Genomic DNA, 19,841 nt, shown 5'->3' on the forward strand with positions numbered 1-19,841 from the left:
ACCGAATAGAATAAAATCATTCAAAAAGCATTCGTCCGATTAGTACTCCTCGGCTAAATACATTGCTGTACTTACACCTAGAGCCTATCAACGTAGTAATCTAGCTACGGGACTTCATTCTCCTCAAGGGAGAAAAGTATATCTAATCTTGAGCGGGGCTTCGCACTTATATGCTTTCAGTGCTTATCCCTAATCAACTTAGCTACCCAGCGATGCTCCTGGTGGAACAGCTGGTACACTAGAGGTTAACGTTTCCCGATCCTTGCGTACTAGGGAATAAATCTCTCAGATATACAACGCCTGTACCGGATAGAGACCGACCTGGCTCACGACGGTCTGAACCCAGCTCACGTGCCGCTTTAATGGACGTACAGTCCAACCCTTGGGTGCTTGTCCACACCCAGGATGCGACGAGCCGACATCGAGGTGCCGAACCTCCCCGTCAATATGAACTATCGGGGGAGACTAGCCTGTTATCCCCGGGGTAGCTTATCTCCGTTAAATAATGGCGCTTCCACGCGCAACCAAAAGGTCACTTAGACCTACTTTCGTAACTGCTCGGGGTGTCCCCCTCACAGTAAAGCTGACTTATGCCTATGCACTCTTCACCCGATTTCCATCCGGGTTGAGTCAACCTTTGTGCGCTTGCGGTACTCTTTAGCAAGCAACCGCCCCAGTCAAACTGCCCACCACACACTGTCCTCCGACTGGTTATACAGCCTGGAGTTAGAAGCAAAACCGTGAAAGAGTGGTATTACACTGACGGCTCCCCAAACCCTGACGAGTCTGGTTCAAAGCCTCCCACCTACTTCTCTACATCCAAAATTCTGATTCAATGTGAAGCTGCAGTAAAGCTCCACGGGGTCTTTTTGTCCTGGTACAGGTAGGCCGCATCTTCACAGCCATTTCAATTTCACCGAGCGCGTTGTCAAGACAGTAGAAGAGTCGTTACGCTTTTCATGCAAGTCACTAATTAAGTGACGAGGTATTACGCTACCTTAGGACCGTTATAGTTACAGCCGCCATTGACCAGGGCTTCAGTCGGCAGCTTCTCCACCGTTGAAAGCACAAGTGCAATCAACAGTATGATAACCACCTTCCTTAACCTTCTGGCATTGGGCAAGCGTCAGCACCTATACATCCTCTTACGAGTTTGCAGGCGCCTGTAGTTTTGGTAACTAGTCGCTCCTCCCTATTCTGTGCCTCCACAATTGCCACAAATTAAAACTTATGACATGTGGACCCCCTTCTTCCGAAGTTACGGGGTCAATTTGCCGAGTTCCTTAACAACGCATCACTCGTACGTCTTGGTGCATTTACACCAGTCCACCAGTGTCGGATTGCGGTACGGTTACCTAAAATTTCTTCAAGTCACATAAGTGACAAGATAGCTAGAAGTTTTTCCCGGAGAGGTAATCTGACAAATCGGATTCCCGAAGTGCACCTTTGCATCACAGCTCATGTTCATCCCCGAAGGGAAACGCCGGACCGGATTTACCAAGCCCGACTAACTTACTGCTTGCACCCCCAAACCAATAGGGGGCTTGCCTTCTCAACTCTCTGACTCCATCGCAAAAATTAGGTAGTACAGGAATATTCACCTGTTGCCCTTCGCTTACGCTTTTCAGCCTCAACTTAGGACCGACTAACCCATGGTTGACTGCCATAGCCATGGAAACCTTAGACATTCGACGAGCAGGGTTTTCACCTGCTTTACGTTACTCATTCCAGCATTCTCACTTCCATACGCTCCAGCGACTCCTTACGGGCCACCTTCACAGCTATATCCTGACTGCTAATCAGGCATGTATGGAACGCTCCTCTACCACTCTCCATTGTGTGCAAGCACGACGATGGAAAATCTGCAGCTTCGGTATCTACCTTCAGCCCCGTTGAATTTTGAGCGCAGAATCTCTTAACTAGTAAGCTATTACGCACTTTTTAAAGGATGGCTGCCTCTAAGCCAACCTCCTAGTTGTCTGAGAAACTCCACTTCCTTTCCCACTAAGGTAGAATTTAGGGACCTTATCTGTCAGTCTGGGCTGTTTCCCTTTCCTACGCTGGAGCTTAGCCCCCAGGTAGTAACTGCTGCAATGTACCTCTCGGTATTCGGAGTTTGACTGGACCGGGTACCCTTTCGAGCCCCAAACCCAATCAGTGCTCTACCCCCGAGGATTAAATTGCAACGCTAGCCCTAAAGCTATTTCGAGGAGAACCAGCTATCACCAAGTTCGTTTGGCATATTACCGCTAACCATGCGTCATCACATAGATTTGTAACTCTAACGTGTTCGAGCCTCCACTCGTCTTTCGACGGGCTTCACTCTGCGCAAGGCTAGATCACTTGGTTTCGGGTATAGTGCACACGACTGATATCGCTCTATTCGAACTCGCTTTCGCTTCGGCTCCACCCCAGAAGGGCTTAACCTTGCCGTGCACAACTAACTCACTGGATCATTCTTCAATAGGCACGCCGTCACCCGAATAAATCGGGCTCCGACTGTTTGTAAGCATACGGTTTCAGGAACTATTTCACTCCGCTAACAGCGGTACTTTTCACCTTCCACTCTCGATACTGGTTCACTATCGGACACAAAAAGTATTTAGCCTTGCCGGGTGGTTCCGGCCGCTTCCCACAGAGTTTCACTTATTCCGTGGTACTCAAGAAATTCATCAGAAGATACATTGCCTTCACATACGCAGCTATCATGCTCTATGGCCGACCTTTCCAGATCTATTCTGCTAGCAATATATTTTTTCAAACTTCTCGATCAACTTGTAGATTGATCAGATGACTCTTACAACACCCATGTAGCACGAGCTACAACCTGCGAGTTCAGATCCCCGCTCATCGCAACGCGAATCACAGTTCACTTTCCTCTTACACTACATAGGTTTAGGCTTTTCCCGTTTCGTTCGCCACTACTCAGGGAATACTAAATCGGTATATTTTCCTGTGGTTACTGAGAGGTTTCACTTCACCACGTTCCCGTCACGTTGACTAATAAATTTCACCAACGGACTACTGGACATTACTCCAGCAGGGTTTCCCCATTCGGACATTCTCGGATCAAAGCTCACTAGGCAGCTCCCCGAGACTTATCGCAGCCTGTCACGTCCTTCTTCGGCTTTTTGTGCCAAGGCATCCACCGTACGCTCTTAATTCGCTTTTTAAAATGACTAATATTCTATTCGATTGTTAATGTGCAAACACCGTGAGTAAAATACTTTAACAGCGACTGGCCTACCTAAAAGTGTCCTGTTACTGATTTTACCCTCCGTTAAGTGCTCAACTTTCGTTAAACACTTAATGAATATTTAATGAACTGCAAACTACCCTACCACTCCAATTTTTAATATGATTTTCGAGAATTGGCTTCGAGCCACCTCGAGAAAATCATATTGAAAATTGGACCTAAGTGGATTCGAACCACTGACCTCCTCATTGCAAATGAGGCGTTCTAGCCAACTGAACTATAGGCCCGCGACTATATTCATCTCAACCCTATCTCCCATTCATTACCTTAGCACACCAGTGGGCGTACCAAGGCTCGAACTTGGGACCTCAGTCTTATCAGGACTGCGCTCTAGCCAACTGAGCTATACGCCCACTAGAGTTCCAAGTTCTGCGGGCAAGATTAAGGTTGCTTGCAAGTTTATTCCAATGTAATGAGCTCAACCTTTGAAAACTTAAAAGTGGTAGGAAAGTCTCTCGTGCAACGCCTAAGCGATGCAATAAATGACCTAGACAACCTTCTAGGTTAGGTTTTCTCCTTAGAAAGGAGGTAATTCAGCCGCAGATTCCCCTACGGCTACCTTGTTACGACTTTACCCCAGTCACAAGCATTACCCTCGTAGCCCCATATAAATATGAGACCCCTTCAGGTATTACCTGCTTCCATGGCATGACGGGCGGTGTGTGCAAGACCCGAGAACGTATTCACCGCAGCATGGCTGATCTACGATTACTAGCGAATCCAACTTCATGAGGTCGAGTTGCAGACCTCAATCCGAACTGAGACCGGTTTTTTAGGATTAGCTCCACCTTGCGGTTTGGCTTCCCGTTGTACCGGCCATTGTAGCGCGTGTGTCGCCCAAGATATAAAGGCCATAAGGACCAGACGTCATCCCCACCTTCCTCAACGTTTTACCGCTGCAGTTTCCCAAGACACTTGTAACATGGGATAGGGGTTGCGCTCGTTTCGGGACTTAACCCTACATCTCACGACACGAGCTGACGACGGCCATGCAGCACCTGTACTTGATCCAGCCGAACTGACTCCAGTCTTTCGATAGGATACGATCAGTATGTCAAATCTTGGTAAGGTTCTTCGATTGCCATCGAATTAAACCACGCGCTCCTCCGCTTGTGCGGGTCCCCGCCAATTCATTTATGTTTTAGCCTTGCGGCCGTACTCCACAGGCGGGATGCTTATCGCGTTAGCTGCGCCACTCAGCACTTCCGTCTATGTTCCGAAGAATATAAACAGTCATGCCAAACAGCTAGCATCCAGAGTTTACAGCGTGGACTACACGGGTATCTAATCCGTTTTGCTACCCACGCTTTCGAGCCTTAGCGTCAGAACAGAGCCAGTGAATCGCCTTCGCCTCTGGTGTTCCTCCCGATATCAACGTATTTCACCACTCCACCGGGAATTCCATTCACCCCTCTCTGTCTCAATCCTAGCAGTTTCCAATGCACTTCCGAAGTTAAGCTTCGGTCTTTAACAAAAGACTTGCTAAGACGCCTACGCATCTCTATACGCCCAGTAATTCCGGATAACGTTCGCACCCTACGCATCACCGATGCTTCTGGCACGTAGTTAGCAGGTGCTTATTCATGTGGTACCGTCATTTATTCGTCCCACATAAAAGGAGTTTACAATCCTAAGACCGTCGTCCTCCACGCGGCGTCGCTGCGTCAGGGTTGCCCCCATTGCGCAAGATTCCTAATTGCTGCCTCCCGTAGGAGTATGGGCCGTGTCTCAGTCCCATTGTGGCTGTTCGCGCTCTCACGCCAGCTACCCGTCTTAGCCTTGGTGAGCTATTACCTCACCAACTAGCTGATAGGACGCAGGCCCCTCCCGAAGCGCCGGAGCTTTACCCAGTCCGCTAACTTATAGTGTCGACGACACTATAAGTTAGCGGACTGGGACTATCGGATATTACCACTCCTTTCGAAGAGCTATTTCCGACTTCGGGGCAGGTTACCTACGCGTTACTCACCCGTTTGCCACTGTCACAAAGAGTTTCTTTGGCCGAAGCCTCCGAAACAAAGTGACCGTTCGACTTGCATACCTTAGGCACGCCGCCAACGTTCATCCTGAGCCATGATCAAACTCTCATTGAAAAAGTTTTTCACACAACCAGGGCACACTCGCAAGCGAGTATGCTCTATTGTTGGCTATTACTTAAAAATTGCGTCCATGGAATTAATGAATTAATCCATAGACGACTATTACTGGACTTCCTATGAAGTTCACGAAGGAACTTCTTTAGAAAGTGCTTTCACAGTATTGTGAAAGACTTCCTACCACTTTTCAGTTTTCAAAGATCAACATATTTCTGATCAGTATTCGGGTTACCAAATACTGAAGCAGTCACACGCACGAACAATTACGCTTATATCACTTCATGCCGATCCTGTCAACATTTCTTGAGGTTTTCGTAGGGTCGCCTACCGCCTGGTAGTGCCCAAGAGGAAACCTGTTCCATCCCGTATTTCTTTATGTGGGGGATTATATCAGAAATTTGGGCATCTCACAAGGGAGAAATACTGACGAATTACAGACCCAGCACCTACTTCCTCTTGATCATACCTAGCTGCCCAATTCAAAGTTGATCTACTCTTGTGTCCTTATCCATTTAATCGCCAGTGCCAGTGCATTATCTTCGTCGCACACCACATCCGGATTAATAACCCCGCTCTGAACCGTGCCATTTCTATCTGCAACTTGAGCTGTCGCGAGCCCAAGTATCCTCCCACAGGGCAATTTAAATGGGGTTACTCCGGTGAGATAACCTGCACTATGATTACCAAACGTCCGCGTATTACTATTTCCCATAAATGAGACCAATACCATTTCACCAGAACTGGCTGTAGCACTTCCCACAAGCAGCGCAATCGGCTTTCTCCCAATGCCATGCATAGCACGCGCACCTATCCCCACGACATTATTGTACAAATAGTACCCACCACGGAACCCCCAAGTATAACGCTTCCCTCCCTTTGAGATAAAGTATCCTAAGACCTCTGAATCAAAAAGTTCCCCAATCCCCGCAATCATGGGCTGCATGTTACCCCCATTATTTGACCTAAGATCTATAATCCACCCCTCGACACCCATCTCGTCCATTTCTTTGATATACCCACGCAATCTTTCAATATAGAGAGTAAACTCACTTTCATCAAAGCCTGATATGCCCGGCACTTCTATATAGCCACAGCTACTTATAAACTCTGCTTTGGGTTGAGATGCCTCACTGTTTGGCTGCTCAAACTGCCCTACCGAACTAAGGTAGGAGTGATTGTCTCCTTGCTTCCTAAGTGCAGATAGAATGTGTTCAAGAGCTGTATAATAACCGCCATCTGAAGAAGCCATCTCGACAACATCTCTTTGCAGGGCATGCTCAACCAACCCTTCTGCAAAAATAGAGTTCTCAAATACAATTTTACAGACCTCCAACGCACAATCCTGAAAAAACGTATGCGGCCCATCTTTTACTTCTGGCCTTTTTATATCATCAATCAAATGAATTCTACGCTATTAATTTACCTACTTCCCCCACAATTTCACAAACTCGTCGCTCGTAGTCGCCTGTTCTACCGTCTTATCCCTATCAAATTCAACTAGCCTTGGAAACCTGAGCGCCAGCCCATACCCAAGCTCACCCTTACCAGCTACATGCAGCTTACTCTTGGTGATCTCATCCGCCTCAACTGTGCTTACAACCTCTGGCGCAACCCACACATCGGGCTCAAGCTCGCGCGCCACACTGTACTGTTTTGGTCGATCCTTCACCTCAATCTCCTTCAATCGCATAGCGATCTCTCGCCACTGCCCATCGGTAATGCCAGTGCCTATCTTGGTCACAGACTCGATCTTGCCGCTCTCAGGATTGTAGATTCCCCCAAGCAGCGCACCCATCCCGAACTGCGTTTTCTTTCCAGAGCCGAAGTAGTAGCCCATGATTACCACATCAATTGTATCGACAAGCTCCTTGTCCATAGACTTCTTCAGCTTTATCCACTCGAAATTTCGTCACGCCAGGCTGATACCCACCCTTCTTTGATTTTGCAATTAACCCCTCAAGCCCCTCTTCCACACTCTGGACAAAGAATGAGTCTAGCTCCTCGCGGCTCTTGATCACTCTTGTGTCAGTCTTCGCAATCAGCGAGTCTAGCCGGCACTTCCGACAGCAACTTATCCAGCAGCTCCAGCCTCTCCTCAGTATCTTTATCCAGCAACGATTTACCCTTATACGCCAAGATATCGAATACAAACAGCTTCACAGGGATATCAAGCGTCGCTGCATCGATACCATGCTTACGCTTCCGACTCATCGTCTCTTGAAAAGGCAGGAACGACCTAGTATCTGCATCCCACCCTATCACCTCGCAATCAAGCACGGTTCCCTCATCTATATGCTTGCTAAGCTCAGCCACTACATCCGGGAACATGCTGGTCATCCGCTCAAGATTTCTAGAGAAAAGCTCAACGCCGCTATCCCCTGCTGACTGATCAGCTGCAAACAGCCCAAGTGCCCCACCCTCGCCAGCAGTAGAGCTGTGCATTTTCATAGGCTCAATCCATACACGCTCACCCATCGTGGATTCGACATATTTAACACCAACATGCGCCTGGCACCTCAACCCATCAAATTTTGGCTGGAAGATTATCTCCTCGCCCAGTCTAGTAAATACCTCATCAAAATCCTTCACCCTCTCAACCAGCCTCGAATGGAGCGGAATTCCAACAACGAGCTCTCCATCTACACCTCCCTCTCCATGAGTTAGCATGCTATACAGTAGCCAACCAATATCTGGATCCACCCCGTAGCAGCGGTCGAGCCGCTCACGCATGCCCTTGTCGCCCTTGAGAGCTACCGAGATTGCATCAAGAAATGTCTTCACGCTAACACCAAGTCTCATCTTGCCCGAGACGATTCTCGCGAAAAACTTAGCCTCAACTGGAGTTAGCCGCACCAGAATCTCGCCAGCGATATTGCTCTTGGTTGCAATCGAGCCTGAGCCCGATGTATTAATTATCTTCCACAGCTGCTCATACAGATCACTTACCTGATAGCCTTCCGCTTTGCCGGAGCCATCTAATTTCTCAGAGAGCTGAAAAGCTACAAGCCCCGCATCGCCAAGCTCTGAGCGCAGCTTAGTTATATCGACCTCACCTCCAAGCTGAGTTGCGATTCCGACCATTACATTCAGCATGCTTTTCTCAGAGTAGTTAAACTCCGCAGGTACAAATAGTGGTGCCACCCTACCCATGAAGAGATATGCAGCCATAGCAAGCTGCTCACTCTCGGACCTGTTGCGGGTAATAAAGCCGGCCAACAGTGCAGTCATCTCATTGCGACTTGAGGTTGACTCCAATTTTTCGAATAGCTCAGCGAGCTCAAGAAATTTCATATTTGCTTAAACGATATTAACTCAGTCCGACCACCCGACCACTTGCTCGACCCACTTGCGAAGCAAGTGGTCGGGTGGTCGGACTACTCCTTTATCTCGGCCCAATTATCACCATACCCCCACCCCACTTTCAACGGCAGGCTCATCTTCACGCAATTTTCCATAATCTCCTCAATCTTCTTGGCGACCTCTTCCACGACACCCTTCTCAATCTCCAGCACAAACTCGTCGTGGATCTGCAGTAGCAGGAATACTTTCTCACCCCACTCCTTATCGATCTCACGCTGGATTCCGACCATCGCCAACTTCATAATATCCGCTGCACTTCCCTGCATCGGCATATTGATTGCCTCGCGTACGGCAGCATTCATGATGCGGCTATTTGCCGAGTTTAGCCCACTCATATATCTGCGCCTGCCAAACATCGACTCAACATAGCCTCGCGATTGCGCCTCCTGAACTGCACGATTCATATATTCAGCCACACCTGCATAGGTCTGATAGTAGGTCTTGATGTATAGATCTGCCTCTTCGGGAGAGATACCAAGCATTCGAGAGAGCCCAAACTTTGACTGACCATACAAGATACCGAAGTTTACAGTCTTGCCGACATTTCGCTGCTTTGAAGTCACCTCTTCTGCCGAGACCTTAAACAGCTTCGACGCCGTATTTCTATGAATATCAAGCCCTTCATCGAAGTACTTGATCAGTACTGGGTCATTTGATGCATCAGCGACAATTCGATACTCGATCTGTGAATAGTCAAATGAGGCTAGGCAAAATCCATCACCAGGGATAAAGAATTTCCTCACCTTCTCAGCGAGATCACCTCTGGCTGGGATATTTTGCAGGTTGGGATTTAAGGATGAGAAGCGTCCTGAAGATGCCCCTGTCTGCACAAAGTCAGTATGGATTCGTCCATCCTCGGCGCTTTTCATTATCTCCTCAAACGGGTTTACATAGGTGCCGAGCACTTTTGCAGCTTCACGATATTGAAGAATTGACTCAATCGCTGGGTGCATCTCTTTCAATGTAAGCAGCACCTCTTCGCGTGTGCTCTTCGCCCTGCCACCACCTGGGAGGTGTAGCTCATCAAACAGCACCTCTCCCAATTGCTTAGGAGAATTGAGGTTAAACTCATGACCGACAGCTTCAAATACAGTTTTCTGCAGCAGATCGACCCTGCTCTTGCAGTTCAACCTTGAAGCTTGCTAACTCCTCTTTATCTACGCGTATCCCTCGCCTCTCCATTCGAGCCAGCGTGTATGACACTTCAGGCTCGAGCCCTTTAATGACCGCCTCAATCTCGGTATCGCAATTCTTATAAACCTTCTTCACAGATCCGATGCGACTAGCCGCATACTCGCCTAGAGCATAGCTACCCATCTTTTCGTTGTAAGCTCCGAGCAAGCTTTTTTGAATAGTAGACAAGTCGGACCGCATCCTGAAAATTATTGACCTCTTCATGCAAATTCTTGCCCACTTCATTAAAAATTAATGAAGTAAGGCTGTAGTCACGCAATCCAGATGACATATGGAAGGCTGCCAATTTCAGGTCAATAAAGCTGCAGCTTACACTGTCGAAATCTACGTCAGCACCCTGAACTGCAAAAAGTGCCTCGCTGTTGTGAATTATAGTTTCACAGGGCGTCACGACCAATTTTCGCATGAGATCACTTAACAGGGTTTCACGACCCTCCCCCTCCAAGATTAACCCTGAAAGTTCTCCCGATTTATCCACAGTTGCTACCACCCACTTCCCAGACAGAGCAAGAAGGTACACTTGAGCAGCTTCATCCACCTTCTTTACCAATTCATCTTCATTAACTTCATGAATTTCATTAAACTCGTCACTCAAAGATTCCGTGGCCTCACTACTTTCCTTAGACTCGCCGCTACTTTTAGTCTCACCAAATATACCTAGCTGATCCCCACCTTCATCCGTTCGCGATGACTGAGGAATTTTATTGACCAGCGATCTAAACTCCAACCGCCCAAAGAGAGAGATTACCTCTTCACGATTAAAATCGCGTAATGTAGAAGCCTCCAGAGTCAGATCCAGATCAACCGCCTGGTCAATTGTGGCTAACTCACGACTAAATTGCGCCTGCTCCACCCCCTCAGCCAGCAGCTTCTGCTGCCTTGGCTTAAGTTTATCGATATTTTCATAGATCCCCTCAAGCGACTTATACAACCCAAGCATCTCAAGAGCGCTCTTATCGCCAATACCCTTGATCCCTGGGATATTATCAGAAGCATCACCTACAATAGCCTTATAATCGATCACCTGCTCAGGGTAGTAGCCATACCTCTTATATGTAGTCTCGGCATCATAAAGAAGCAGATTTTTAAAGCTCCCCGCCGGCAGAGCAATACGAACCTTCGGCGTAATAAGCTGCAAAAGATCCCTATCACCCGACACAATTACCAACTCCACGCCATAATCTTGCCACTTTCCACTATCCACCCACTTGGCGACTGTCCCCAATATATCATCCGCCTCAAACCCATCCTTTTTAATTATCGGAATATTAAATGCATTTAACACCTCTTCTACTACTGGAAACTGATCGGTTAGCGATTTATCAACAGGCTTCCTTTGAGCTTTATATTCAACATACTTTGTATGACGGAATGTCGGCTTGGGGGTATCGAATGCGCAAAAAATATATTCAGGCTCAAACTGCTCAAGAACGCTCAGGAGCATTGCGGTAAATCCGTATACAGCATTCACCTGCAACCCGGTAGTAGTAGTCAGATTTGGAGGAAAGGCGTGAAAAGCCCTGTGGACTATTGCATTTGCATCGATTGCCAATACTGTTGGAGTTTTAGCCATAAGCGGTTTAACCTAATCATCCGCAGCCGCTAACCTATAACTCCGAACCGCAGCTTAGTAGCGTGGTAGCGGCACAACCATACAATTAATTAAACAAGCTATTGAACTCGTCCCTATCAATCTCTTCCTTCTCTAGCAAAAGCTTAACCAATGTCTCTACGACTTCACGATTATCCTTAAGCACCTTGCGGGCATAGTTCAATGCCTCGTCAATAATTCCCTTTACCTCTTCATCAATCAATCGCGAAGTATGGTCACTATGATCCTTCAAGCCACCATACTGGTAGCCCATCATTGCTGATTCTTCAGGGTCACCATACTGTACAAAACCGAGCTTATCACTCATACCGTATCGCTGAACCATTGCCCTTGCTACCTGAGTAGCCTGACTGATGTCACTTGATGCACCGGTTGTGATACTACCCAAGAACACCTCTTCTGCTGCACGGCCGGCAACACTCGACTTGATCATCGAGAGCATTCTATCTTTTGTGATCATCATTCGATCATCTTCAGGGACATACACTGTCACACCACCAGACGAGCCTCGCGACAGGATAGAGATCTTGTCGACAGGGTCGGTATGTGGAGTGAGCTTGGCAACAACTGCGTGCCCAGCCTCATGATATGCAACTCGCTTATGGTCTTCCTCGCTTCTGGTACTCTTTCGCTGTCGGCCGAGCCTCACCTTGAGGTATGCCTCAGTCAGATCACTATGAGAAATCTCTTTGCGATCATCTTTTGCGGCTGCGATAGCAGCCTCATTTAGTAGGTTCTCAAGATCAGCCCCTGAATAGCCGATCGTTTTCTTGGCGATCCTCTCGAGATCAGCATCTGCGGCAAATTTCTTATTCTTGGCGTGGACCTTCAAAATCTGGAGCCTTCCATCATAATCAGGCATATGCACAGTCACACTCCTATCAAATCGACCAGGCCTCAAGATAGCTGGATCAAGCACATCTGGACGGTTAGTTGCGGCTAGCACAATTACATTCTCCCTACTCTCAAGTCCGTCCATCTCAACCAATATCTGGTTCAATGTTTGCTCGCTAGCCCCAGAATGTACTACAGTTCCCCGTTTCTTAGCCACGGCATCGATTTCGTCGATAAATATGATACATGGAGAAGCCTTCTTAGCTTTTGCGAAAAGGTCGCGGACTCTCGATGCACCAGCTCCAACAAGCATCTCTTCAAACTCAGAGCCTGAGGTATGGAAAAATGGCACACCTGCCTCACCTGCCACTGCCTTGGCGAGCAAAGTCTTACCAGTTCCCGGAGGACCTACAAGTAGAACACCCTTAGGTATCCTTGCCCCGATCGCGAGAAATTTCTTTGGATGCTTGAGGAATTCAACAATTTCAATCAGCTCTTCTTTGACCTCTTCAATTCCTGCTACATCATTAAATGTAATACCTGTTCGCTTGCCGAAGATCAAACGAGCCTTGCTCTGACCAAAATCCATAAATCTACCACCAGAGCTCTGCATCCCCTTAATCATTGAGTAGATCAAGAAGATTCCAACACCTAGCAGCACAAGGGTAATAATGTCAGCGATATTGATCGCTACATCAGGCTTAAAAGTCGCATCCTTCAGCTCGCTAGTCATCACACCTTCAGACTCCATTCGGTCGTAGAAGTTCTCATTTGGTGGAAGCACGGCATGGATCCTGGTTGCACCGACTCGCTCATCCTCTGCCTCACGCTCAAGGATCAATGTACTCTCCTGCCAGATAATCTTCTCGTAATTACCTTCTACGGTCTCTTTTACAATCTTATTGTATGAGACCTCTTCGCCGGTTGGCTCGTATGCATCAAGGAAGAACCATGTACCCAAGATTAGTAGCGCAATAACAACTGTTGAGACAATTGTATAATTTGAAGGCTTTCGCTTTGAAATCTTCCGTATATCCCCACTCCCCTTTTCTTTACTCTTTGAATCTGCCACTGCTATCACTGTCTAAAAAATTTATACTGTGCATCTTTCTTACAATCTCGTATGCCATACAATTATATACCAAAGCCGACTAAGTTGTATCGTACAGCGCCTTAAATTTACTCTGGATATTTAAACTGCATTGAGTTTAACAATATGGTGGTGGCGACTGGAATCGAACCAGTGACCTTGGGTTTATGAATCCCATGCTCTTACCTACTGAGCTACGCCACCCGTAGCCTTATTGTCAAAGGATCTTAACATTTTTAGCGCTATCTTGATAGTACTATGGCTTCCTTAAGCCACAATTAAGCAAAGATTACCCACCCAGCGCCTTGTACAATATATACCCCCATAGGTATATGCTTATACCCTACCTGTATACTCTCCAGTCTCAGTATTGATATATATAGTATCCCCCTGGTTAACAAACAAAGGCACAGCGACCCTATACCCAGTCTCAGTAGTGACAAGCTTGGTTGCCGCATTTGCTGTATTGCCACGGACAGCATCAACAGACTCGGTAACCTTTAGCTCTACAGTCGGGTTAGTACGGATCGAAAGCGGCTTGTTTTCGTAAAACTGCACCACATATTTGTCGCCCTCTTTCATGAATTGCGCGTAATCGCCGACAAAATCAGCTGCGACAGCGATGGTTTCAAAGCTGCCTGTATCCATGAAGTAGCAAGACTCATCATCCTTATAGAGGTACTGCATCTCCTTATGCTCTGGGGTGACAGTCTCAAACTTGGTACCGGCTTTTACGGTCTTGCTTACGTTGTGACCGTTTGAGAGGTTTTTCATCTCCAATATAATGAGTCCACCCTGCCTACCCTGCGTCTTATACTTTCGCTCAACTACGAGATGAATATTCCCATCGATCATTAGGTAGATCCCTTTTACGAGGTTATCTGTCATTGCCATGTGTCGAATCATGATAATTTAATGAAGCCACCATTACTTCCGCCACTTGGGTGAAAAATTGGAGGCAGCTGAATATACCACAAAGCTATTTGCCGGCCAACCTACCCACATGCCCAAAATGTTTGTGTAAAACGGGATATTTGTATATAATCCCAGTGCCCTCAAATCGACGCGGGGTAGAGCAGTGGCAGCTCGTCAGGCTCATAACCTGAAGGTCGCTGGTTCGAGTCCAGCCCCCGCAATATATTGAAAATATCCGAAGGATATTTTCAATATATTAAGGTGTTGACGAGAACCAGAGGCTCGTGAGGACGCATCCCACGAATGTAATGAGTGGCAGATGCGACGTCATGCTAGATTCATTGAGGTCTTCGAGCAAAGCGAGAAGTAACCGAAATGAGATCCAGTAAGTCCAGCCCCGCAACCAATTCCACCAGATTAGATTCCTGTGTAGTAACCCTGAAAAAACTCAACCCAGTACTGATACACCTTCTTATCTCTACCCAGATTCTCTTCTTCCCCACTCTTCACTGCCTCAATATAGTGCTTAAGCTCTGGTTTCTCTAAGAGCGACTCTTGAATCACAAACACGACCTCACCATCCTGGGTGTAATTAAGGCGGTCTCTAGACTCAGTTTCCACATGGTCGTCACTGGTCACCTCCCGATTCTCTATGTATACCTCAAGATTCTCTAGCCGCAAATTATCAACTTCCTGCTTTGCATTCTCAATAATCATTAATTTCTCTTGGGTGTGGTAGATCGTCAATCCGGTTTGATATAGCAAAAAAAAGGTCATCATGACCAGACCCAGCCGGACTAGAAGCTTTATAAGCCCACTCTGCTCTCCTTTTAGCTGCCTTCTTTTGGCACTATGCCTGGCGCTATTTTCCGCCATCCTTCACTCCAGATTAATTAAAGATATCGCATTAACTATTCACCATATTAACATACTACACCCGTCATTTTGCATTCGATAGTTTGACCTATAATCTAACCCTATGCTATAATTTTCCAGCACTATATAGGGATATAGTTTTGCTTACTGCACAAGGAAAATTGTTAAATTGTGAAAGGTTGTACCCATGGGATCAATAAAGAACCCTCAATTTAAAACCCACCACGACAGCTTCATAAACGACCTCAAAGGAAAGGGTCGGTCGGACGCCACAGTTATCGCTTACTCAAAGGATATTGAGCAGCTTTTAAATTTCTTTTCTACAAGAGGTATTTCATCGCTGAACAATACCAGCATCGAGGATCTCGAAGCCTTTAAAAGAGACCTAGAGGATAATAACTATACACCCAAGAGTGTTTCAAGAAAGATTAACAGCACCCGCACATTCTACAAGTACCTCTTAGACAACGGACAGATCAGCGACAATCCATCTGAGAAGCTTGCTCACCCAAAATTTGAGGTAAAGCCACCACGAATCCTTACAGAGATGGAGTATCGAGCACTCCGCGACGTAAGCCGAGTAGACCTCCGACTCTACTCTATTGTAGAGGTGCTTTTGCAGACCGGCATCCGCATCGGAGAGCTGGCAGCACTCACAATTCACGACGTCAAAGAATCAAACAGCGGCATCAAATATCTATATATCGCTCCACAGGGCAGCCACCCAGCACGCAAGGTCCCATTGAATAAGTCGGCAAACAAAGCAATCCAAGAATATCTGAAGGTACGACCTGAATCAGATGAAGATACGCTCTACATCACAAAGAATGGTCGCCCCCTACTCGTCCGCAACATTCGTACTACGATTGATAAGGCATTTGAGAAGGCTGGCATCAAGAACGCAAAGGTTAATGACCTTCGCAACACCTTTATTGCCCACCACCTATCAAATGGTGTAAGCTTGGTCACAGTTTCAAAGCTTGTTGGTCATAAGCGTCTCTCAACAACTGAGAAGTACCTGAATCTCATCAAGAAGAATGGTGAGGAGCAGGAGAAGAGCCTTCAGGATCTTTAGACTGTAAAGGGATCGTGAATTAAATTACGCGTTTTAATTCCTTGGCCATCCCTAATCCTGCAGCTAATCAACCTCACCAGGAAGACCCTACTGAAATAACCCCGTTACTCATGATTAGTCAGGAATTCGGACTCCAAAAGCTTGCCGAGGTTCCATTCAGAAGCGTACGTGCCTATATGAGCGTGGCAGGATTCACAGAAGAGGTTCGCTTTACTCCTGATGATTCACTTACTGCGATTGCATTAGATATTCTTTCAGTATACTTTCTCCTATACGGACGAAACGGATCTTTTTCTCCGATGCCTATAGATTCAGCCTTAAACCAACATTATTCAATAGTCTCCAACCCGATTATTTCTGAGCCAGCAGATTTCATCAACACCCCTTATACTGACAAGATAGATAACCCACACCATAATGCGGAAGGGATCTCTCTACGCAGCGTCACAATCCCACTCAACCCTGCCCTCAGGCAAGGCACACGAATATACTTGGAGCCGAATATCGATCAAGAGGTCTTTACCATATATAAGATGGTCAGCAAAAACACTCCCGAGGGTTAATGATTAATGGGAAATGGTAGGGGTGGGTGGAATTGAACCACCGGCCACTGCTTTATAAGAACAGCGCTCTAACCACTGAGCTACACCCCCAGATCAGCCAGAATATCCATGACATGCTCGAATTGGCTGCCTGAAGTGATTTTACCAGACTTCCAGCGAATTTTACACCGCCCGGCCACCCGACAACTTGCGAAGCAAGTGGGTCGGGCAAGTGGCCGGGCTTTATACCGTCAATCAGCCTCTCCCCCTAAAGGCGGCGGTATACATTTCAAAATCATTTTGCTAAACTGGAAAAACTAACAACATGTTGCAAAAACTAAGTCATGAACCGTGGTTCTAGAACAGTACTAATTATTATCCTCGTGATAGCCGCCCTCTTAGGAATTGGGGCTATCGCTCTTCTCTGGTATAACTCAACAATTAACGACCAGGATGGAGACGATAACAATAATAATGTATCAGCCAACAAGTGTAACCAGATTTTCGTCCTTGATGCTTCCGAGAATGCTATTGATAATGATGCGACACTTGACCCTGCCCAACCTATCTTCATAGGTGCAGAATTTCAAGTTGATAAAGATGTGCTTCCTGATCAGCAGACCGGAGCGGATGTCGAGCTACAGGATTTCGGATTTGCATTTACTGTTAACTCGGCTAATCAGCCAGAGGTTGTAACAACCGTCGACGTTGAGGAAAGCGGAGACTACTACATATTCAAACCACAATACTCCTACTCTGATTTTGGTGGAGACAGCACACTTTCTATAGTTGCTGATTTCGACGCAGAAGAGAATGTCGCACTTGATAACTCGCTTGGAGCAAACTCAAGCTGTGCCGCAGTATATGAGGTAAAGATTGAAGGGAACCAGGGAAGTGGGTCATGCGTTGCAGTTGGAGACACAGGAACTATCAGCGAGGATCAGTGTTGTACCGGCCTCGAGCAGGTTGACAACTGTACAGAGCCAGATTCTAATAACCAGTGTACCCTCGAAGTCCCAGAGTGCTTCACCTGCGTAAATGCCTTGGGTGACAACGAATGTGGGACAGGTGAAAATGAATGTAACAGCCCTCAGGATTGTACAGGCGAGCCTGGCGAGCCAACTGAGGAGCCAGACGCCTGCATCTCTGCCGGCAATACAGGCGATGGTGGTGCAGGTGAAGTTTGCTGTAACAACCTTTTCGAAGTAAATTGCGAAACTCCTGACTCTAACAATAGCTGTAGCGAAGCGGATGCTAGCTGCTTCAGATGTATCAGCGGCGAGCCAGGAGATAATGTGTGCGGAAGCGGGGAAAATATCTGTAACAGCTTTGAGGATTGTGGAGATGGTATTCTTGAACCAACCGACCCAGGCGAGCCATCTGCAGGTGGCGGTGATGATGACGGAGATTTCGATCCGACAGAGCCAACATCTGACAATTCAAACTTTACAGTCACAGTCACAACAGCCACACAGTGCGTAGAGAGAATTACACCAAATAACGATATCACTATCCTTATCACAATCCGTAACGCAGGCTCGACCACCCATGATGTAGCCGAAGTCACAAATGCCCTGCCACTAGGATTTACATATATCAGTGGCAGCACGGTCATAAATGGAGCGGCAGATACAGGCGACCAATATCTCACACTTAACAACATCGGAGATAGTGAAGAGCTAGTCTGGACAGTAAGCAACGGCTGGAGCGTATCTGCAAACGGCACATTGACCATCCAATTCCGAGCGATTGCAGACCAGAATGCCCTCACAGGCAGCAACCTAAACCAGGTAGTCGTCACACCGGAAAATATCCCTGTAAACAGCGACGCGTTGCGTGCATCGCTCTCTATAACCGTCGCACAGAACTGCTCTACGCCTCAGACAGCCATCTTTGGTGATTCATCAACCAAGATAATTGCCGGAATTGTAGCCCTTATCATAGCAATGGTATTCTACATCACATCTGCGGGCGAGATGGTCTCAATGAAGCTGGCTGGAAACAAGGTTATCCGAGACCAGGCTGAGAAAGTACGCATGGTTCACCTCAAGAAATCGAACCCACGAGAGTATTTCGAGGAGAAATTCCGAAAGAAGGATAAGAAATAGAATCCCATAGGTGTGACCGCGTGCGTGACTACCTTAGAAGGTCTAGAATGACGGCGTTTCTACAATTATAGCTTCCCCGCTATCATCGTACAGCTTCCCATCTGAGATGATATAGAATTGATACACTTTGCCTCTCTCTAAGCCATCTACATACGATTCATGGTCTACAGATGGAGCCCAACTATCACCGCTAATCTTTGAAGTATCCGAGGCAAACTCATTGTACTGAAGATAACTTACGCAGTCGCCATTGGTTTTCCACTGAATAGTGACATTCTCTTCCCGGATCGCTATTGTTTTCACATCGTAAGGTACACAACGAGGTAGCTCCACCTCTTCATTTGCTTCAGCACCCTCACGGATAAAAATCGCAGAAAATCCGAGAAGCAGTAAGATGTTCACCCCTATCGCTACGAGCAGTATATTGTTAGTTCGCATCTTCATTTTCGCGGTGTATTAATAGATAAAATGTTTGAGTTGTCTCATGAATTCCATCAGACACTTCGACCACTACCTTCACTGTCTCGTCGCCTGTTATTACAGGTATACCATAAAGCTCATATCCATTCCGTAGATCCATCCAGCTTGGCCCTTCTACAATCCTCAAGCTTATATCTTCAGTCGGACTGTCAGAATCTGCCACCTTCACAATATAGCTAAACGGTAAATCTTCATAGGCATTTTGTGGGGCTACCGTGACGATCATCGGAATCCCAGTAACCCTTTCAGCCACTTTTTCTTCCTCATTCTCCTCTACCAAGCTGCTTTTCTCGACTATTGTGATCTGCTTGTTTATCAGTAGAGAGGTCATTATCGCGATAATCGAGACAAGTGGGAAGAGGATTAGGAATGCTATCTTTCTTCTTTTAGCGTTCATACCTGT

Annotated in this window: 15 protein-coding genes, 5 tRNA genes and 2 rRNA genes; 4 read left to right on the forward strand and 18 right to left on the reverse strand. The window is 46.8% G+C overall.

The features are described from left to right. Window positions 1-19: 19 nt before the first annotated feature. The 14 genes from QY318_01660 to efp all read right to left on the reverse strand — a co-directional run bounded on the left by QY318_01660 (window position 20) and on the right by efp (window position 14,336). Window positions 20-3,173, reverse strand: a 23S ribosomal RNA gene (locus QY318_01660). Between the two features lie 236 nt (window positions 3,174-3,409). After that, window positions 3,410-3,483 (reverse strand) — tRNA-Ala (locus QY318_01665). A gap of 52 nt (window positions 3,484-3,535) precedes the next feature. After that, window positions 3,536-3,609, reverse strand: a tRNA-Ile gene (locus QY318_01670). Between the two features lie 168 nt (window positions 3,610-3,777). Beyond that, window positions 3,778-5,349: ribosomal RNA gene (locus QY318_01675) — 16S ribosomal RNA — on the reverse strand. The 16S and 23S rRNA genes sit together here with 2 tRNA genes alongside, the layout of an rRNA operon. Window positions 5,350-5,842: 493 nt before the next feature. Beyond that, window positions 5,843-6,685: a S41 family peptidase gene (locus QY318_01680; protein WKZ31455.1), complete on the reverse strand. Its 843-nt coding sequence runs from the start codon at window positions 6,683-6,685 to the stop codon at window positions 5,843-5,845. A gap of 90 nt (window positions 6,686-6,775) precedes the next feature. Further along, window positions 6,776-7,228: a hypothetical protein gene (locus tag QY318_01685; GenBank protein WKZ31456.1), complete on the reverse strand. Its 453-nt coding sequence runs from the start codon at window positions 7,226-7,228 to the stop codon at window positions 6,776-6,778. Beyond that, the gene (locus QY318_01690; GenBank protein ID WKZ31457.1) at window positions 7,200-7,370 is read right to left on the reverse strand and encodes a hypothetical protein; all 171 of its coding nucleotides are present in this window, start codon (window positions 7,368-7,370) and stop codon (window positions 7,200-7,202) included. The genes QY318_01685 and QY318_01690 overlap by 29 nt, the downstream gene beginning before the upstream one ends. A 7-nt stretch (window positions 7,371-7,377) precedes the next feature. Next, entirely contained in the window at window positions 7,378-8,643 is a 1,266-nt protein-coding gene (locus QY318_01695; protein WKZ31458.1) for a hypothetical protein, read from the reverse strand. 83 nt (window positions 8,644-8,726) lie between these two features. Then, entirely contained in the window at window positions 8,727-9,842 is a 1,116-nt protein-coding gene (locus QY318_01700; protein WKZ31459.1) for a DNA polymerase, read from the reverse strand. Then, window positions 9,796-10,029: a hypothetical protein gene (locus QY318_01705; protein ID WKZ31460.1), complete on the reverse strand. Its 234-nt coding sequence runs from the start codon at window positions 10,027-10,029 to the stop codon at window positions 9,796-9,798. The genes QY318_01700 and QY318_01705 overlap by 47 nt, the downstream gene beginning before the upstream one ends. After that, window positions 10,022-11,479 carry a 5'-3' exonuclease H3TH domain-containing protein gene (locus QY318_01710; protein WKZ31461.1) on the reverse strand — a complete coding sequence of 486 codons (1,458 nt, stop codon included), beginning with the start codon at window positions 11,477-11,479 and terminating at the stop codon, window positions 10,022-10,024. Before QY318_01710 ends, QY318_01705 begins: the two co-directional genes overlap by 8 nt. Before the next feature lie 85 nt (window positions 11,480-11,564). Further along, on the reverse strand, window positions 11,565-13,424 hold the full coding sequence (ftsH, locus tag QY318_01715; protein ID WKZ31462.1) for an ATP-dependent zinc metalloprotease FtsH: 1,860 nt from the start codon (window positions 13,422-13,424) through the stop codon (window positions 11,565-11,567). A gap of 145 nt (window positions 13,425-13,569) precedes the next feature. Next, a tRNA-Met gene (locus QY318_01720) sits at window positions 13,570-13,646 on the reverse strand. Between the two features lie 132 nt (window positions 13,647-13,778). After that, entirely contained in the window at window positions 13,779-14,336 is a 558-nt protein-coding gene (efp, locus tag QY318_01725) for an elongation factor P (GenBank protein ID WKZ31463.1), read from the reverse strand. Window positions 14,337-14,506: 170 nt separating this feature from the next. On the opposite strand from efp, the gene QY318_01730 reads away from it, so the two are divergent. Then, window positions 14,507-14,578 (forward strand) — tRNA-Met (locus QY318_01730). Window positions 14,579-14,774: 196 nt separating this feature from the next. Here QY318_01730 and QY318_01735 read toward each other — a convergent pair. Further along, complete coding sequence (locus QY318_01735; GenBank protein ID WKZ31464.1) at window positions 14,775-15,233, reverse strand: hypothetical protein; 459 nt, start codon at window positions 15,231-15,233, stop codon at window positions 14,775-14,777. A gap of 187 nt (window positions 15,234-15,420) precedes the next feature. Here QY318_01735 and QY318_01740 point away from each other — a divergent pair, with 187 nt between their 5' ends. Next, the gene (locus tag QY318_01740) at window positions 15,421-16,308 is read left to right on the forward strand and encodes a tyrosine-type recombinase/integrase (protein WKZ31465.1); all 888 of its coding nucleotides are present in this window, start codon (window positions 15,421-15,423) and stop codon (window positions 16,306-16,308) included. 110 nt (window positions 16,309-16,418) lie between these two features. Beyond that, a complete protein-coding gene (locus QY318_01745) occupies window positions 16,419-16,871 on the forward strand; it encodes a hypothetical protein (GenBank protein WKZ31466.1) in 453 nt (150 codons plus the stop codon). Window positions 16,872-16,885: 14 nt separating this feature from the next. On the opposite strand, the gene QY318_01750 is transcribed toward QY318_01745, so the two are convergent. Further along, a tRNA-Ile gene (locus tag QY318_01750) sits at window positions 16,886-16,961 on the reverse strand. Window positions 16,962-17,194: 233 nt separating this feature from the next. On the opposite strand from QY318_01750, the gene QY318_01755 reads away from it, so the two are divergent. After that, window positions 17,195-18,958 (forward strand): hypothetical protein, encoded by a 1,764-nt coding sequence (locus tag QY318_01755; protein ID WKZ31467.1) that lies wholly within the window; start codon window positions 17,195-17,197, stop codon window positions 18,956-18,958. A gap of 42 nt (window positions 18,959-19,000) precedes the next feature. Here the strand turns inward: QY318_01755 and QY318_01760 are convergent, their stop codons facing one another. Next, window positions 19,001-19,402 (reverse strand): hypothetical protein, encoded by a 402-nt coding sequence (locus QY318_01760; protein ID WKZ31468.1) that lies wholly within the window; start codon window positions 19,400-19,402, stop codon window positions 19,001-19,003. Continuing rightward, the gene (locus tag QY318_01765) at window positions 19,386-19,835 is read right to left on the reverse strand and encodes a hypothetical protein (GenBank protein ID WKZ31469.1); all 450 of its coding nucleotides are present in this window, start codon (window positions 19,833-19,835) and stop codon (window positions 19,386-19,388) included. The genes QY318_01760 and QY318_01765 overlap by 17 nt, the downstream gene beginning before the upstream one ends. Window positions 19,836-19,841: the final 6 nt, after the last annotated feature.

It is taken from the genome of Candidatus Dojkabacteria bacterium (genome assembly GCA_030583845.1).
GTDB lineage: Bacteria > Patescibacteriota > Dojkabacteria > SC72 > JAHDCA01.

Coding starts and splice junctions, on each gene's coding strand:
- QY318_01755 (WKZ31467.1), top strand. CDS start 17,195: ATGAACCGTGGTTCTAGAACAGTACTAATTATTATCCTCGTGATAGCC.
- QY318_01765 (WKZ31469.1), bottom strand. CDS start 19,835: ATGAACGCTAAAAGAAGAAAGATAGCATTCCTAATCCTCTTCCCACTT.
- QY318_01695 (WKZ31458.1), bottom strand. CDS start 8,643: ATGAAATTTCTTGAGCTCGCTGAGCTATTCGAAAAATTGGAGTCAACC.
- QY318_01705 (WKZ31460.1), bottom strand. CDS start 10,029: ATGGGTAGCTATGCTCTAGGCGAGTATGCGGCTAGTCGCATCGGATCT.
- QY318_01710 (WKZ31461.1), bottom strand. CDS start 11,479: ATGGCTAAAACTCCAACAGTATTGGCAATCGATGCAAATGCAATAGTC.
- efp (WKZ31463.1), bottom strand. CDS start 14,336: ATGGCAATGACAGATAACCTCGTAAAAGGGATCTACCTAATGATCGAT.
- QY318_01760 (WKZ31468.1), bottom strand. CDS start 19,402: ATGAAGATGCGAACTAACAATATACTGCTCGTAGCGATAGGGGTGAAC.
- QY318_01740 (WKZ31465.1), top strand. CDS start 15,421: ATGGGATCAATAAAGAACCCTCAATTTAAAACCCACCACGACAGCTTC.
- QY318_01685 (WKZ31456.1), bottom strand. CDS start 7,228: ATGGACAAGGAGCTTGTCGATACAATTGATGTGGTAATCATGGGCTAC.
- QY318_01745 (WKZ31466.1), top strand. CDS start 16,419: ATGATTAGTCAGGAATTCGGACTCCAAAAGCTTGCCGAGGTTCCATTC.
- QY318_01735 (WKZ31464.1), bottom strand. CDS start 15,233: ATGGCGGAAAATAGCGCCAGGCATAGTGCCAAAAGAAGGCAGCTAAAA.